Here is a 13,836-nt window from a genome sequence, read left to right as displayed (position 1 = left end):
GTAGGTTCCGGTTTTCAGCTGCGTCGCCGCGCGGGCCGCCAGAAACCGGCCGCGCGCCCGCTGGGTCGTGCCGCCCCAGCCCAGAAGGACGCGGGCCACGGACATGTCGGGCGCGGGCAGCCGCAGAACCTGTCCCGCCGCACCGGTGAAGCCATTCGCCCCGACCCAGTCGCGCACCGGCTCATCCTGGCCGGCCAGCCAATCGTCGAAGCCCTGCGTCGGGACGATCCGGATCGGGGTGGCGCGGGTGTCGGGCGCGGCAAACTTGGGTGTCATCTTGTCCTCGGCTCCGCGGATTTGCGGCGAGGCACACGATAACGTCCGCGCCCCCCGCCGCAAGGGCCGCCCCGCCCGTAGCGACCGGGGAACGTCCGGCGAAAGGCCTTCAGGCGACGGTGTCGGGCGTCCGTTCCATCGCCCAGCCGCCGGTCTGCTTGGGCTCTCCCAACCGGACAAGCCGCGCGATGCAGGCCCGCAGGGCGGTGGCGTCGTCCTGCGCAAGACAGGTCAGGACAGCGCCGGCAGCATCGCGGATCGTCGTCATCCCGATCAGCGCCGAAATGCGTTGCAGCTCGGCGCAGCTGCGCATCACGCCCCTGACATGGTCGCCCTGCGCGCCGATCTGCGCGATCAGCGTTTCCACATCGGTCAGGGCCTTGGTGATCGTCTCCTCCGCCCGCGGCCCTTCCGCGGTGCAGAACGCGGCCAGGGTCGCATGGTCGAAGGCGACCGTTTCGATCGGGTGCAGCGTGGCAACGGTATGCGTCATGTCCTGGTCTTCCTCATCTGATGCCCCCACGGCGTCTGAGGTTCGAATTGCCGGGCAACCGGGGCGAAACCGGGGCGACCATTCGGCGATCGTGTTCAGAAATCGCTCGAATTCGCTCGAAGTCCAAGGTTAGAAGCGGCCAGCTTGAAGGAGAGACACCATGCGCCCGACCCGCCCGCTTCCCGGATCGCTGGTTCAACGATACCACGGTTGGAAGGCGACGACCTTCGCGGACAACGCGGCGTGGTACCGCCGGCTGGGTGCCGAAGGACAGCGTCCGCGCGTTATGGTCATCTCCTGCTGCGATAGCCGGGTCCACGTCACGTCGATCTTCGGGGCCGAACAGGGCGAATTCTTCATCCATCGCAACATCGCCAACCTGGTCCCCCCCTATGAGCCGGACGGATTGCGCCACGGCACGTCGGCGGCCATCGAATACGCGGTCACGTCGCTGCGCGTCTCGCAGATCATGGTGCTGGGACATTCGCAGTGCGGCGGCGTCGAGGCTTGCGACAAGATGTGCATGGGGCACGCCCCGGCCCTGGAGGCGCAGGACAGTTTCGTGGGCCGTTGGATGGACATGCTGCGCCCCGGCTGGGAGGCGGTCCAGACCATAGAGGACGACGCCGAACGACGTGAAGCGCTGGAAAAGCAGGCTGTTCTCACGTCGATCGACAATCTGATGACATTCCCCTTCGTGCGCGCGGCGGTGGACGCGGGCGATCTGGTGCTCCATGCCCTTTGGAACGACATCGTGGATGGCACGCTGGAAGGCCATGACGCCGTCACGGACCGGTTCTCGCAGATATGACCGGCCCGATCGAACGACGCGCGTGTCGGTCGGGACCCTGCGATCTTCGCGGAAGGACCAGACGATGGATCTGATCGATCTTGCCATCGGCAACCTAACGTCGCCGATCATCCTGTCCTTTGCGCTGGGCCTGTTCGCCGCGCTGGCCCGGTCCGATCTGTCGGTGCCCGAAGCGGTGGCCAAGGGGATGTCGATCTATCTTCTGTTCGCCATCGGCTTCAAGGGCGGCGTCGCCGTGAACGAAGCCGGGTTCTCCGCGACGCTGGTCGGGGCGCTCGTTGCGGGTGGGGTCCTGTCGGCGGCATTGCCGTTCGTGGCCTATCTGATGCTGCGGGCGATGACGAAACTCTCCGCCCTCGATGCCGCCGCCGTGGCCGCGCACTACGGCTCGATCTCCATCGTGACCTTCGTCGCCGGCACCTCCGTTCTGGACAGCGCGGGCCTTGCCTACGATGGCTGGATGGTTGCCGTGGCCGCCGTGATGGAGGCACCCGCGATCCTCTCGGCGCTTTGGCTGGTGGCGCGGTCGGGGGCCGGCCGGTCGGTGGACGGCGATTTGTGGCGCGAAATCCTGCTCAACGGGTCCATCGTCCTTCTGATCGGCAGTTTCGTCATCGGTTGGATCACCGGCACCGATGGTCTGACCCGCATCGCAAGTTTCATCGTCTCGCCATTCCAGGGGGTCCTTTGCCTGTTTCTGCTGGATATGGGGCTGGTCGCGGGGCGGGGTTTGCGCAATTCGCGCGACGTGCTGCGGCCAGGGCTTCTGGCGTTCGGCATCTTGATGCCGCTGATCGGGGCGATGGCGGGCGGCGTGGCGGGCGTAGCACTAGGTCTTGGAACCGGTAGCACGATGCTTTTCATGGTGCTGGGGGCGTCCGCCAGCTATATTGCCGTCCCCGCCGCGATGCGCGTGGCTCTGCCCGAGGCGAACCCCTCGATCTATCTGACGATGTCGCTGGGCGTGACGTTTCCCTTCAACCTGACCCTGGGGCTGGCGATCTACCTGTCGGTCGCGCGCCTGATCACCGGAGGCTGACATGAAGACCCATCCCGCCAAACGCGTCGAGATCACGATCGAGGAAATCATGGAAACCCGGCTGACCACCGCGTTGCTGAAGGCCGATGTGACCGGCTTCACGGTGCTGCCGGTCAAGGGCGGGTCGGGCCGATCGGGCCATTGGACCCGCGCCGGTCAGGTCGGGCGCGCGGGCGGCATGGTGTCGGTCGTGTGCATCGTGCGGCCCGACAGGCTCGACACGCTTCTGGAAGCGGCCTTTGCCGTGGTCGAGCCGCACATCGGCGTCGTCTCCGTCACCGACTGCGAAGTCCTGCGGGCAGAGCGGTTCTGACGCCGCCCGTCAGGGCTGCCAGATCAATGTTTCGCCTTCGGGCCATTCCAGCGTGACGCCGATCTCGACCTCCGTTTCCGAACCGGGGGCCACGTCCAAGACCCACTCGGCCACGCCGCGCCGGTCTTCCACGTCGCGGGTGTCGGGGGCGGGGTCGGTGGTGACGCGCACCTCCAGATCCTCCTCCTCGGAATAGGGCAGGGCAAAGCGTGTCTCGATCACCTCGGCTTCGTCCGACAGGTTGCGGATGCGGAACACCATGTCTTGGGTCCGCGTGCCTGATGTGAAGAAAAGACCCCGGTCGCCGGTCGCATTGTCGAGTGCGGCGAATTCCAGCCGCAGATGCTGCTGCGGGCCAAAGGCCAGCTCCACCTCGTCGCCCGCGGGCATCAGCGGCAGCGGCGTGTCGCCGATACGTGCCCCCTCGCGGTAAATCGTGGCGATGCCTGGCAACAGCGGCTCACCAGTGGAATTGGTCACCTCCGCCATCAGGAACGCCGTCTCGTCGGTGCGGGGGGCGGCGCGGTTGAACACGCGCGCGTCCAGCGTCAGCGTATCGAGGGCGAGCGTCAAGCTGCCGTTGATCGGAAGGGTGACGGGACGCGGGTAGTCATAGGTCACGACCGGTCCGTCGAAGTTCGCCTGCGCGACGATCGGTTCGGGGCCGGCATCGGCCATCGCCTCGAATTGCGCGGGGGCGGGGGCGGCGCGTTGCAGGCTGGAGGTCGCGACGCTTTCGACGGCTTCCTCGCGCAGTCGCGCCTGATCGGGGGGCACGAAGGCCGGCTCGGTCTGCGCGAATGGGTCGGCGGTGGACAGCGTGACCGCAATCTCGGTCAGCGGCAGGCCGGAGCGTTGCCAGACCTCCACCTTGCGGTCCAATGTGACGCCCTCGTCCGCGTCCAGTGCCACATCGTATTTCGTGGCCCAGCCGGCCTGCTGACTGAAGGCTTCGATCGCCACGCCGACCGGCCCGGCCTGTGCAACGCTGACACCGATCGCCAGCAGCGATACGGACCCGAGGGTCGCGCCCGTGGCGTCGAGATCGAGCTTGGCCTGCGCCCGGTCGAACCCCGCGTCCCGGACGGCCCGTTCGGCCGCGCGCAGGGCGGCGCGGGCGTCGGCGCGCGCGATCTCGGCCAACGCCACACGGGTTTCGATCACGTCGAGCGTGGCCAGCATCGCCTCGGCGTTCAGCGCGTCCAGCCCCGCCGCGTCGATGGATTGCAGAAACGCCAGCTGGGTCTGCGCCGCCGTCACTGCCGCTTCGGCCCTCAGACGCGCGTCCTGGGCCAATTGCTCGGCTTCCAGTGCGGCCTCGTACGCGTCCAGCGCGGTCTGCTGCGGATCCGTCAGATAAGCCCGTCCATCGGCCACGGCGTCGGGCAGGACTTCCACCGCGCCCAGCGTCGCCCCTGTCAGGGCGATATCGGGCAGGCGCGCGCCGTCCGAATGGGGTACCAGAAGGCGGTGGTCGCCGGCGGGCAGATCGACCGCGCCGGTGCGCAGGAGCATGGCCCCCTGCAGATAGATCTCCGCCTCGGTCACCGGTGCGGTCAGCGGAAAATCCGCCGCCGTGGCGATGCCGGGCAGGGTCAGAAACGTAGTGAGGAAAAGAGTATGGCGCATGTGGGAAGGCCCCCGAAGTTGCTTCGGGGGCCAGTGTCGCGCCACGGGGCCGGAATGTCAGCCCGTATCGGATATCACCGCTTCTTGAGCACCCGCTCCACCAGCGTTTCGGCGATTTGCACTGCGTTCAGGGCCGCGCCCTTGCGCAGGTTGTCGCTGACGCACCACAGGTTCAGACCGTTGTCGATGGTGCTGTCCTGCCGGATGCGGCTGATGAAGGTGGCGAAGTCGCCGACACATTCGACGGGCGTGACATAGCCGCCGTCCTCGCGCTTATCTACGACCAGAATGCCGGGGGCCGCACGCAGGATGTCGCGCGCCTCGTCCTCGTCCAAGTGATCCTCGAACTCGATGTTGATCGCTTCCGAATGACCCACGAAGACCGGGACGCGCACGCAGGTCGCGGTGACCTTGATCGACTTGTCGACGATCTTCTTGGTTTCGGCGACCATCTTCCATTCTTCCCGCGTGGACCCGTCTTCCATGAAGGAATCGATATGCGGGATCACGTTAAAGGCGATGGGCTTGGTGAATTTCGACGGGTCGGAATGGGACGTGGGATTATAGACCGCCTTGGTCTGATCCCAGAGTTCGTCCATGCCTTCTTTGCCGGCACCGGACACCGATTGATAGGTCGACACGACGACCCGCTTGATGCGAGCGCGGTCGTGCAACGGCTTGAGCGCCACGACCATCTGCGCGGTCGAACAATTGGGGTTCGCGATGATGTTCTTCTTGGCGTAACCGTCCACCGCTTCGGGGTTCACTTCCGGCACGACCAGCGGCACATCCGGGTCGTAGCGGTAGAGCGAGGAATTATCGATCACGGTGCAACCGGCCTTGGCGGCGATGGGCGCGAACTTCTTGGTGGCGTCGGACCCGACGGCGAAAAACGCGATATCCCACCCGGTAAAGTCGAACGTCTCCAGGTCTTTCGTCTTCAACGTCCGGTCGCCGAAGCTGACATCCGTCCCCAGCGAACGACGGGAGGCGAGGACCGCCATCTCATCGACGGGAAACTGACGCTCGGCCAGAATGTTGAGCATTTCACGACCCACGTTGCCCGTGGCGCCGCAGACGACGACCTTGTAACCCATGTGATACGTTCCTTGATTGACGCGCGGTCCCTAGACCACATGACCGCAAAGGGAAAGGCGCGCCGCATCGCCGTTGCGTGACGGGCGCCATTCCGATTTGCGATCAATCAGCCCGATTTCGCCAATGCCCGCAGCAATTCGGACTTCTGCATGTCCTTGCGGCCCTCAATGCCCGCATCGCCGGCGGCGTCGTAGATTTCTTGCCGCGACTTGCCGAGCCATTTCGCAAGATCGTCGTCCACGGGCCCGTCGAGGGCATCCAGCAGTTCGTCGCGCGTCATGTCGTTGTGCCCCTCGACCTGCTGGACACGACCCAGATCCTTCAAGGCATCGACGTTGAGGTCGTCCAGATCAGTCGTCATCGGCCAGCGCCTCCACCAACGCGTCCTTGTCCATCTTGGACCGACCCTCGATGTCGCGGTCCTGTGCCATGTCCATCAACTCGTCCTTGGTCTTCTGCTCCAGCGAGACCTTGCGGCCCTTGCCGCGCCCGTTCTCGTCCGTGGCGTTCTCGATCGCGTCCAGAAGCTCGTCCTTGGTCATGTCGCTGCGCCCCGAAATGTCGAGGTCCTGCGCCCGCTCCATCAGCATGTCCTTGGTGGGGCCGTTGTCCTTGATGTGCGCCACCTTCTTCTTCACATCGTCGGGCTGATCGACGAATTGCTGCGATCCATCCTTCTTCTTCTGGGTGGAGCGGGCGTATTCGTCCTCCGTCAGCAGCATGCGAACCTTATTGGGCAGGTAGCGCTCCCCGGTGTCGGCGCTTTCGCCGCCCGATTTGGTGCCCCAATCCTCCTGGGTCCACTCGTGCAGGTCGGTGTCTTCCTGATCGGCACCGTCGTCGGCGTATCCGCCGCCGCGCTTCTTGTATTCCTGCACCGCCATCTGGGCCTTGCGGGCGGACCATTGACCCGGATCGCCGCCCTTGTCGGATTGCATCATCTCCTCCTTCACCTCTTCCCAGAGGTCGGGGTCGGTCTTCTTTGCGTCTGCCATCGATATCTCCTTCGAGGGAGCAAACCGCGAAATGACCGATTCGGTTCAATCCAGGTTGTCGGGGGCGAAGGCATAGATCGCGCAGCCCGCCAGAAGCGTCAGTGCGAAGACCCCGAACAACGTCTGATAGCCCGCGATGCCGCCGCCCGCCGCGCTGAAGATCGGGCCAGTCGCGAATTGCGCGATGCCCACGCCGCCGATGGAGAAGAGATTGAGCAGCGTCACGCCGCGTCCCGTCAGATGCGCCGGAAAGAACGCCCGTCCATGTGCAACGCACAGCGCATAGCTGGAGCCGAGCGCGCCGATCGCGGCCAGCAGCAACGCGCTGGTCCAAAGCCCCGGAACAGGGGTCCACCACAGCACGGCCAGCATAGCGGCCCCGGTCAGATTGCCCGCCATCACCACCCATTTGCGAGTGCCGAAGATGCGATCGGCCGGCGCATAGACGAAGTTGCCCGCGATCATCGCCGCCGCCATCACAAGCGTCACCGTCCCCACGAAGGCCGCATTATAGGCGTCGGCAATATAAGGCCCGACCCACAGCCCGCGCAGTCCCGCCGCGGGGGCATAATTGACCAGAAGCATCGGCAGGATCGCCCAGATCGCCGGAATGCGCAGCACATCGAGGAGAGAGCCTTGGGCCGCGCCCTCCACCCGCTCCGGGTCGCGCACCACAAACCAGCAACCCACCGCCGTCGCGCCCGTCAGCGCGGCCAGCACTTGCATCGCCCCGCGCCAGCCCAGCATCTCCGCCGCCCATCCCAAGGGGACGCTGGCCGCGATGTTGCCCAGGCTGCCGACCCCGATCAGGACACCTGCCAGGGTCGCGAAGACGCGGGCGTCGAAAACCCGCGCGAAGATGAAATAGCTGGCCATCAGGACGGGGGCGCAACCGGCCCCGATCAGGCCCATGGCCAGGTCGATTTGCCAGCCTTGGGTCGCGGCCGCGAACAAGGCGGCACCACCCCCGCCGCACACGCCCAGCAAGATGGCCGCCGTCCGGCGTGGCCCCACCCGGTCCAGCGCCCAGCCGATCGGCAATTGCATCGCCGCGAAGGTCAGAAACCAGATGCCGGACGCCCGCGACAGCGTCGCCGGATCGACGCCAAGGTCCGCCGTCAGATCGGGGGCCAGCACGGCCAGGAACGCGCGGTAGAACTGGCTGAGCACATAGGCCAGCGTCAGAACACCGATGCCCGCCTTCATGTCGTCGGCCTTTGTGCCTGGGCCCGGTCCTGCCGCCTGCGCCACAGCGCCAGACCGATCAGGCCCCAGCCCAACACGCCCTTGCCATGCGCCGACAGGGTGCCTTCGGCCTGAAACGTCAGAAGGTGCACGATGCGCACCGGACCGGGTGGGTCCTTGACGACCATCTGCCACGGCAGCCCGTCGAAGATCATCTGGTAGTAGAGGTAATAGACCTGCGGCGAGAGCCAGATGAACGCCCAGAAGACGCCGATCGCCCAGCCCAGGCCCGTCAGCCGGTTGCCCAGTGCCAATATCCAGCCGCCGAGGAACATCGAAAGCCCCGCAAGGCCCAGTTGTTCGCTTTGGGTCAGGGTTTGGAAACTGTCGCCGGTGTAGCCGAATTCCATGCGTCCTCCTTGCCGCACCGGGCGACCGCCGGATCCCAATGGCAGCCCGCGTGCTTGCCGCCTAGCCCCCGGCTGCGGTAAGCCCGCGCAAAACCCCGCGAGGCGCGTCCTGTCCAATCCGCATCCCTTCGCCCGTCTCTGGCGCGGCTACCTGCGTCGGCATCTGTGGTGGATCGTTCTGGGCGCGCTGCTGATGAGCCTGGAGGGCGGGACCGTCGGTCTTCTGGCCTGGATGCTGGAGCCGATGTTCGACCTTGTCTTCGTCGAACGCCGCCCCGACGCCGTCGCCTGGGTCGGCATCGCCATCCTGTCGCTGTTCATGGTGCGCGGCGTGGCGGGCGTGGCCCAGCGGATCGTTATGGCCCGCGTCGCGTTCAATGCATCCAGCCGCCTGCAACAGGACCTTCTGGCCCATGTCCTGCGGCTGGATCAGACCTATTTCAGCGCGAATTCCCCCGGTCAGCTGATCGAACGGGTGCAGGGCGACGTGCAGGCGATCCAGAACATGTGGGTGCAGCTGATCACCGGGGTCGGGCGCGATGCCGTGGGCCTTCTGTCGCTGATGATCGTGGCCTTGGCGGTCGATCCGATCTGGACCGCCGTCGCCGTCATCGGCGCGCCGCTTCTGGTGGCCCCCAGCCTGATCGTGCAACGCTATATCCGCAAGAAGGCGTTCCGCCTGCGCGATATCGCAGGGCGGCGGACGACACGGCTGGACGAGATTTTTCACGGGATCACGCCGATCAAGCTCAACGCGATGGAAACCTATCAGCAGGCGCGCTTCCGCACCGCCACCGACGATATGGTCCGCGCCACGATCCGCACGCAGGCAGGGCAGGCGACCGTTCCGGCGCTGGTGGATTTCGCCGTCGGTTTCGGGTTCTTCGCGGTCCTTCTGTACGGCGGCCCGCAGATCATTGCCGGCGAGAAGACCGTGGGCGAGTTCATGGCGTTCTTCACCGCCATGTCGCTTGCGTTTCAGCCCCTGCGCCGTCTGGCGGGCATGTCGGGCACCTGGCAGACGATGAACGCCTCGTTGGAGCGGATCTATACGTTGCGCGACACGGTGCCGACCATCGTGGACCCGGTCACGCCGGCGGCCGCGCAACCGGCCACGACCGAGGTGGTTTTCGCGGACGTGCATTTGTCCTACGGCGATAATCCCGTTTTGCGCGGTGTCGATTTCACCGTGCCGGAGGGGACGACGACCGCGCTGGTGGGTCTTTCGGGGGCCGGAAAATCGACCGTGTTCAACGTGCTGACGCGCATGGTCGATCCGACGTCCGGGTCGGTGACCATCGGCGGGCAGGCGTTGGAGGATTACCGGCTGGCCGACCTGCGCGGACTGTTTTCCGTGGTGTCGCAGGACACGCTCCTGTTTGACGAAACCCTGCGCGAAAACCTTTTGCTGGGTCGCACCGATATTTCGGACGCGGCCCTTGGGGCGGCGTTGGACGCGGCGCATGTGTCTGATTTCCTGGCCGATCTGCCCGCCGGGCTGGAAAGCCAGGCCGGGCCGCGCGGGTCGAACCTGTCGGGCGGGCAGCGGCAGCGGGTGGCGATTGCGCGGGCGTTGCTGCGCGATACGCCGATCCTGCTTTTGGACGAGGCGACGAGCGCGCTCGACACCAAGTCGGAGCGGTTGGTGCAGCAGGCGCTGACCCGGCTGTCGGACAAGCGGACGACGCTGGTGATCGCGCATCGCCTTTCGACCATCCGGGAGGCGGATCAGATCCTGGTTCTCGACAAGGGACGCGTCGCGGAGCGGGGGACGCATGGGCAGTTGCTGGCGAAAGACGGGCTTTATACGCAGCTTCACGCCATGCAGTTCGGGGCCGATCAGGCCTGAATCGCGCGGGATTTCATCGCCTTATAGAACGGCATCGCAGCCGCCAGCAGGTCATCGCGGGACACCTGCGGCAGGGGGCCTTCGGGGCCTGCAAACCCGGTCGATCGGTGGACCGCGTTGTACCAATGCGCGGCCCAGATCCCATCGGAGGCGTGCCCGCCGGAGGGCCATCGGAGCATGGCTTCATCAAAGGGAATTCCCATTTCCGCGCAGATTTTTCCCAGTATTCCCGTGGGGTTATCGCGCAGGTCGGCGGTGTCGACGATAAGGCCGCCCAGGCGATCGTAGAGCGTGGCCTGGGCGGCGAAGGCGATGTCGGCCTCGGTGATCTCATCGCGCTTGGCTCCGTAGCTGGCGATGACGCGGGCGGGGTGGCGGATAAGGTGCAGGTGCACCGCACCTTCCGCCCAGTCGAGGGGGATGCCGTCCACCATATGATGCGCCATATGCTTCTGATACGAATGGGTTTTCGGGGCGCTGGCGCAAAGCAGGGCGATGCGGACGGGATCGGTGGACTGCGAACCCAGAATCGCGTCGCGCATGGGATGATCCAGGCCGGTGCGGGCCAGATAGGCGGCGTAAAACGGCTCGTCCATGACCTCGAAATCGGGGCGATTGGCGAAGGAATACATCATCGCGGTGGAAAGGTTCCGGGGGCCGGACCAGCCGATTATCCGCATGTGAACTCCGTGGGTGATCTACGGGTGATCCATGGGTGATCTACGTCACCCGTATCGGATCGCACCATCCCCGCGTTCTGACGCAAATTGGTGCGCCAAGGCAAGATCTGTCGTCAGTCGGGCTTTTTCGCCGTTCCCATGTAGATGACGGTCTTGAGAGGCAGCCGCCCGAAGGTCGGATCGCCGCGCCGGTTGATGCCGCGCGGTCCCAACCCCGTCATCTGGCCGGGGATCAATCCTGCCGTCTTCATCGCGGCGCGCAATTCGTCCGGCGTGATGAACATCTCGGGGTCGTGGGTGCCCGGCGGCAACAGGCGCAGCACATCCTCGGCCACGGTGATCGCGGCGATGCGGGAAATCGGATTGCGGTTGATCGTGTCGAAACAGAAGATCCCGCCGGGTTTGAGCACGCGCGCCACCTCGGCCAGCACCTGATCCAGGTCGGAGACATGTTCGAGGACGTCGACGCAGGCGACCGCGTCGAAGGCCGCGTCGTCGTAAGGCAGATGTTCGCCCACGCCGGTGTCATAGCGAATGTCGCGCCCGCCCTGTTCGGCGTGGGCCCGGGCGGCGGCGATCGCCCCCTTCGCTGGATCTATGCCCGTGACCTGCGCGCCGCGATCGTCCAGCGCTTCGGCGAGGAAGCCGCCGGCGCATCCGATGTCCAGGACCTGCTTGCCCGACCAGTCGACGAAGGTGTCGAAATAGGACAGCCGCCCCGGCACCATGTTCTTGAGGATGCGGACCCAGCGAATGTCGTCGGACCACCATTTATCGGCGGCTTCGTCGTAGATGGCGAGGTTATTGCGCTGGCGGTCGGGCATCGTCGGGGGCCTTTCTGGGCAGGGGGAGCCAATAGGGAACGCGGGTGCGATAGGCACGGAACCGGTCGCCGTAGATGGCGGTGAAGCGGCGTTCCTTATGGATCGGGGCGAGGACGCAATAGGCCGTCCAGAGGGTCGCGAGAGCGAGCTGATCGGGCGTCCAGGTGGGCATCGTCCAAAGCGTGAGGGCGAAGCCGAGGTAAATCGGCTGCCGCGTGACGCGGTAGAGGCCGCCGGTCGGCATGTCCGGAAACTCCGGCTTGCGACCGCGCAACATGGCGAACCAGCCCAGCATCCCCGATTGCAACTGCGGCCCGCCCTGCCAGATGGCCAGCATCAGATAGCCCCAGGATGCGGCATATGCGGCGCACATCACCCAGAACATCGCGCCCGTCGCCTGCCAGAGGATGACGCCGCTGGGCGACCAGAAGGCGAAGAGAAGGGCGAGTTGCACCGACGCGATGAGAGCGTAGTTCGTCGTGGCGAGACGCGCGTCCGGGCCGATCAGGGCCAGGATCTTGCGACCCTTGCCGGTGAGCAGCAGGGAATGGAGAAGCGGAAACTGCGCCAGCAGGGCGAGATTGGCGGCGATGGCGAAGGGGTAGGGCACGGCCCCCCAACTGCGGGTGAGGCCGAAAAACAGATGACAGACCATCAATCCCGCGCCGACGGCGAAAGCCCCGTGACAGAGCGCGCCCCACACGAGGGCAAGAAGGATGCGGCGTCGATCAGTCATGAAGCCAAGCATAGCGCGCAAACGCGGGCGGCGATGTGGCGCGGTGTCTCAGCCCGGCGTAACCAGCGCCTTGTAGAGCGCACGGATCCGCGTGGTGACGGGGCCAAGCTCTCCGGTGCCGATCTGCCGCCCGTCGATGGTGCCCACCGGGGTCTGCGCGCCGAAGGTGCCGGTCAGGAAGGCCTCCTCCGCGCCGTAGGTATCGACGAGGGAGAAGTTCCGCTCCTGGACCGGGATGTCGTTCGCGCGGCACAGGTCGATGACCTTCTGGCGGGTGATACCATTCATGCAGTAGTCGCCGGTGGAGGTCCAAACCGCGCCGCGGCGCACGATGAAGAAATTGCAGGCGTTGGTGGTGTTCACGAAGCCATGGATGTCGAGCATCAGCGCCTCGTCCGCGCCGGCCTTTTCGGCGGCGATGCAGGCCAGGATGCAGTTGAGCTTGGAATGCGAATTGAGCTTGGGGTCCTGCGTCATCGGCAACCCGCGCACGTGGGGCACGGTGGCCAGCGTCACGGGGCGCGGGATCTTGGGACGCGAATGTTCCATGATGATGACCATGGTCGGCCCCTTGGTGGACAGGCGCGGGTGCTGAAACGGCAGGCGCTTGACCCCGCGGGTGACCATCAGGCGCGCATGGGCATCGGTGGTGAAGCCGTTGGCGGCGCGCGTGTCCTCGATCGCCTGCATCACCTCGTCGGGGGTGAGCCGGATATCGAGGTCGATGGCCTTGGCCGCTTCGAACAGGCGGGCGATGTGTTCGTCGATGAAGGTCCAGCGCCCGTTGTACAGACGCAGCCCTTCCCAGACGCCGTCGCCCAGCATGAAGCCGGAATCGTAGACGCTGACCTTCGCGTCGTCGCGGTGGGTCAGTTTGCCGTCGACCCAGATGCGGATGTCGGCGTTGCGGGCGTCGTCTTCGGCGTCGTGGGTGCTGATCTTGTCCATGGACGGGACGGTGCCGTCACGCGGGTGTGATTTGCAAGTGCGGGCGTCGGGGGCAGACTGCCCGGACCACAAGAAGGGACGGTCCGATGACCTACAGACACGAAATCCGCATGATCCTGCTGGTCGGTGCCATCCTGACGGGGATCACGCTGCAGCATGCCGACCAAATCGATCTGGCCGATTGCCTGCTGTGCAAGGTCGGTGCCATTCTTCAGGTGTAAAGACCGGCGCGCAGGTCGCCCAGGACCATCTGGGCGATGATGATGGCAAGGATGAAAACCAGCGGGGCCAGATCCAGCGCGCCCATGTTGGGCAGGATGGACCGGATGCGCGAATAGGCCGGCTCCAGTATGCGGTTCAGGCCGTCCCAAAGCTGTGCGACGATGGGCTGCCCCATGTTGAGCACGCCGAAGTTGATAAGCCACGACATCACGATATGTGCGACCGCGAACCACCAGGCCACGTTCAGCAGGAGCAGGGCGATGTTGATGAGCGTGATCATGGGCCGTCCTTCGACTGTGTGCGGATGATCTAGGGATCGGATGCGCCT

Annotated in this window: 17 protein-coding genes and 1 pseudogene; 5 read left to right on the top strand and 13 right to left on the bottom strand. The window is 65.6% G+C overall.

Annotation, left to right across the window (positions count from 1 at the left end; genetic code table 11):
- Together JDO7802_RS18470 and JDO7802_RS04735 are read right to left on the bottom strand one after the other, a co-directional pair.
- Window positions 1-276 (bottom strand): annotated as a pseudogene (locus tag JDO7802_RS18470) (leucyl aminopeptidase family protein); the annotation flags it as partial.
- A gap of 109 nt (window positions 277-385) precedes the next feature.
- Entirely contained in the window at window positions 386-769 is a 384-nt protein-coding gene (locus JDO7802_RS04735) for a hypothetical protein (protein WP_055083186.1), read from the bottom strand.
- 160 nt (window positions 770-929) lie between these two features.
- Between JDO7802_RS04735 and JDO7802_RS04730 the strand changes: the two genes are divergently transcribed.
- The 3 genes from JDO7802_RS04730 to JDO7802_RS04720 all read left to right on the top strand — a co-directional run bounded on the left by JDO7802_RS04730 (window position 930) and on the right by JDO7802_RS04720 (window position 2,932).
- Window positions 930-1,580 carry a carbonic anhydrase gene (locus JDO7802_RS04730; RefSeq protein ID WP_055083184.1) on the top strand — a complete coding sequence of 217 codons (651 nt, stop codon included), beginning with the start codon at window positions 930-932 and terminating at the stop codon, window positions 1,578-1,580.
- Window positions 1,581-1,644: 64 nt separating this feature from the next.
- Window positions 1,645-2,619 (top strand): sodium-dependent bicarbonate transport family permease, encoded by a 975-nt coding sequence (locus JDO7802_RS04725; RefSeq protein WP_055083182.1) that lies wholly within the window; start codon window positions 1,645-1,647, stop codon window positions 2,617-2,619.
- Window position 2,620: 1 nt separating this feature from the next.
- The gene (locus JDO7802_RS04720; protein WP_055083180.1) at window positions 2,621-2,932 is read left to right on the top strand and encodes a P-II family nitrogen regulator; all 312 of its coding nucleotides are present in this window, start codon (window positions 2,621-2,623) and stop codon (window positions 2,930-2,932) included.
- Window positions 2,933-2,941: 9 nt separating this feature from the next.
- Here JDO7802_RS04720 and JDO7802_RS04715 read toward each other — a convergent pair whose 3' ends face one another.
- From JDO7802_RS04715 to JDO7802_RS04690, 6 genes are all read right to left on the bottom strand, one after another.
- The gene (locus JDO7802_RS04715) at window positions 2,942-4,561 is read right to left on the bottom strand and encodes a mucoidy inhibitor MuiA family protein (protein ID WP_055083178.1); all 1,620 of its coding nucleotides are present in this window, start codon (window positions 4,559-4,561) and stop codon (window positions 2,942-2,944) included.
- Window positions 4,562-4,635: 74 nt separating this feature from the next.
- Complete coding sequence (locus JDO7802_RS04710) at window positions 4,636-5,658, bottom strand: aspartate-semialdehyde dehydrogenase (protein ID WP_055083176.1); 1,023 nt, start codon at window positions 5,656-5,658, stop codon at window positions 4,636-4,638.
- Between the two features lie 107 nt (window positions 5,659-5,765).
- Window positions 5,766-6,020, bottom strand: a complete 255-nt coding sequence (locus JDO7802_RS04705; protein ID WP_055083174.1) for a hypothetical protein — start codon at window positions 6,018-6,020, stop codon at window positions 5,766-5,768.
- Window positions 6,010-6,654 (bottom strand): Rho termination factor N-terminal domain-containing protein, encoded by a 645-nt coding sequence (locus tag JDO7802_RS04700; protein ID WP_055083171.1) that lies wholly within the window; start codon window positions 6,652-6,654, stop codon window positions 6,010-6,012. The genes JDO7802_RS04705 and JDO7802_RS04700 overlap by 11 nt, the downstream gene beginning before the upstream one ends.
- Before the next feature lie 45 nt (window positions 6,655-6,699).
- A complete protein-coding gene (locus tag JDO7802_RS04695; RefSeq protein WP_055083169.1) occupies window positions 6,700-7,860 on the bottom strand; it encodes an MFS transporter in 1,161 nt (386 codons plus the stop codon).
- Complete coding sequence (locus tag JDO7802_RS04690; protein ID WP_055083168.1) at window positions 7,857-8,249, bottom strand: hypothetical protein; 393 nt, start codon at window positions 8,247-8,249, stop codon at window positions 7,857-7,859. The genes JDO7802_RS04695 and JDO7802_RS04690 overlap by 4 nt, the downstream gene beginning before the upstream one ends.
- Window positions 8,250-8,442: 193 nt before the next feature.
- Between JDO7802_RS04690 and JDO7802_RS04685 the strand changes: the two genes are divergently transcribed.
- On the top strand, window positions 8,443-10,098 hold the full coding sequence (locus tag JDO7802_RS04685; RefSeq protein WP_245624113.1) for an ABC transporter ATP-binding protein: 1,656 nt from the start codon (window positions 8,443-8,445) through the stop codon (window positions 10,096-10,098).
- Here the strand turns inward: JDO7802_RS04685 and JDO7802_RS04680 are convergent.
- The 4 genes from JDO7802_RS04680 to JDO7802_RS04665 all read right to left on the bottom strand — a co-directional run bounded on the left by JDO7802_RS04680 (window position 10,089) and on the right by JDO7802_RS04665 (window position 13,286).
- On the bottom strand, window positions 10,089-10,778 hold the full coding sequence (locus JDO7802_RS04680; RefSeq protein ID WP_055083166.1) for a sulfotransferase-like domain-containing protein: 690 nt from the start codon (window positions 10,776-10,778) through the stop codon (window positions 10,089-10,091). The genes JDO7802_RS04685 and JDO7802_RS04680 overlap by 10 nt on opposite strands.
- A gap of 113 nt (window positions 10,779-10,891) precedes the next feature.
- Window positions 10,892-11,602 carry a bifunctional 2-polyprenyl-6-hydroxyphenol methylase/3-demethylubiquinol 3-O-methyltransferase UbiG gene (ubiG, locus tag JDO7802_RS04675; protein ID WP_055083164.1) on the bottom strand — a complete coding sequence of 237 codons (711 nt, stop codon included), beginning with the start codon at window positions 11,600-11,602 and terminating at the stop codon, window positions 10,892-10,894.
- Window positions 11,580-12,338 (bottom strand): methyltransferase family protein, encoded by a 759-nt coding sequence (locus tag JDO7802_RS04670; protein WP_245624112.1) that lies wholly within the window; start codon window positions 12,336-12,338, stop codon window positions 11,580-11,582. Before JDO7802_RS04670 ends, ubiG begins: the two co-directional genes overlap by 23 nt.
- Before the next feature lie 48 nt (window positions 12,339-12,386).
- Window positions 12,387-13,286, bottom strand: coding sequence for an aminotransferase class IV (locus JDO7802_RS04665; protein ID WP_055083161.1), 900 nt, complete (start codon window positions 13,284-13,286; stop codon window positions 12,387-12,389).
- A gap of 86 nt (window positions 13,287-13,372) precedes the next feature.
- Here JDO7802_RS04665 and JDO7802_RS18675 point away from each other — a divergent pair, with 86 nt between their 5' ends.
- Window positions 13,373-13,507 (top strand): hypothetical protein, encoded by a 135-nt coding sequence (locus JDO7802_RS18675; RefSeq protein ID WP_275934848.1) that lies wholly within the window; start codon window positions 13,373-13,375, stop codon window positions 13,505-13,507.
- Here the strand turns inward: JDO7802_RS18675 and JDO7802_RS04660 are convergent.
- Window positions 13,498-13,788 carry a YggT family protein gene (locus JDO7802_RS04660; RefSeq protein WP_055083159.1) on the bottom strand — a complete coding sequence of 97 codons (291 nt, stop codon included), beginning with the start codon at window positions 13,786-13,788 and terminating at the stop codon, window positions 13,498-13,500. The two genes, JDO7802_RS18675 and JDO7802_RS04660, sit on opposite strands and share 10 nt — an antisense overlap.
- Window positions 13,789-13,836 lie beyond the last annotated feature (48 nt).

The sequence above is a fragment of the Jannaschia donghaensis genome (assembly GCF_001403795.1).
Lineage (GTDB): Bacteria > Pseudomonadota > Alphaproteobacteria > Rhodobacterales > Rhodobacteraceae > Jannaschia > Jannaschia donghaensis.
The sequence above is the reverse complement of the archived record's forward strand: the minus strand, read 5'-3'. Positions and strand labels throughout refer to the sequence as shown.

What these genes read in the sequence shown, in the direction of transcription:
- JDO7802_RS04735 (WP_055083186.1), bottom strand. Translation starts at nt 769, where the DNA reads ATGACGCATACCGTTGCCACGCTGCACCCGATCGAAACGGTCGCCTTC.
- JDO7802_RS04730 (WP_055083184.1), top strand. Translation starts at nt 930, where the DNA reads ATGCGCCCGACCCGCCCGCTTCCCGGATCGCTGGTTCAACGATACCAC.
- JDO7802_RS04725 (WP_055083182.1), top strand. Translation starts at nt 1,645, where the DNA reads ATGGATCTGATCGATCTTGCCATCGGCAACCTAACGTCGCCGATCATC.
- JDO7802_RS04720 (WP_055083180.1), top strand. Translation starts at nt 2,621, where the DNA reads ATGAAGACCCATCCCGCCAAACGCGTCGAGATCACGATCGAGGAAATC.
- JDO7802_RS04715 (WP_055083178.1), bottom strand. Translation starts at nt 4,561, where the DNA reads ATGCGCCATACTCTTTTCCTCACTACGTTTCTGACCCTGCCCGGCATC.
- JDO7802_RS04710 (WP_055083176.1), bottom strand. Translation starts at nt 5,658, where the DNA reads ATGGGTTACAAGGTCGTCGTCTGCGGCGCCACGGGCAACGTGGGTCGT.
- JDO7802_RS04705 (WP_055083174.1), bottom strand. Translation starts at nt 6,020, where the DNA reads ATGACGACTGATCTGGACGACCTCAACGTCGATGCCTTGAAGGATCTG.
- JDO7802_RS04700 (WP_055083171.1), bottom strand. Translation starts at nt 6,654, where the DNA reads ATGGCAGACGCAAAGAAGACCGACCCCGACCTCTGGGAAGAGGTGAAG.
- JDO7802_RS04695 (WP_055083169.1), bottom strand. Translation starts at nt 7,860, where the DNA reads ATGAAGGCGGGCATCGGTGTTCTGACGCTGGCCTATGTGCTCAGCCAG.
- JDO7802_RS04690 (WP_055083168.1), bottom strand. Translation starts at nt 8,249, where the DNA reads ATGGAATTCGGCTACACCGGCGACAGTTTCCAAACCCTGACCCAAAGC.
- JDO7802_RS04685 (WP_245624113.1), top strand. Translation starts at nt 8,443, where the DNA reads ATGAGCCTGGAGGGCGGGACCGTCGGTCTTCTGGCCTGGATGCTGGAG.
- JDO7802_RS04680 (WP_055083166.1), bottom strand. Translation starts at nt 10,778, where the DNA reads ATGCGGATAATCGGCTGGTCCGGCCCCCGGAACCTTTCCACCGCGATG.
- ubiG (WP_055083164.1), bottom strand. Translation starts at nt 11,602, where the DNA reads ATGCCCGACCGCCAGCGCAATAACCTCGCCATCTACGACGAAGCCGCC.
- JDO7802_RS04670 (WP_245624112.1), bottom strand. Translation starts at nt 12,338, where the DNA reads ATGACTGATCGACGCCGCATCCTTCTTGCCCTCGTGTGGGGCGCGCTC.
- JDO7802_RS04665 (WP_055083161.1), bottom strand. Translation starts at nt 13,286, where the DNA reads ATGGACAAGATCAGCACCCACGACGCCGAAGACGACGCCCGCAACGCC.
- JDO7802_RS18675 (WP_275934848.1), top strand. Translation starts at nt 13,373, where the DNA reads ATGACCTACAGACACGAAATCCGCATGATCCTGCTGGTCGGTGCCATC.
- JDO7802_RS04660 (WP_055083159.1), bottom strand. Translation starts at nt 13,788, where the DNA reads ATGATCACGCTCATCAACATCGCCCTGCTCCTGCTGAACGTGGCCTGG.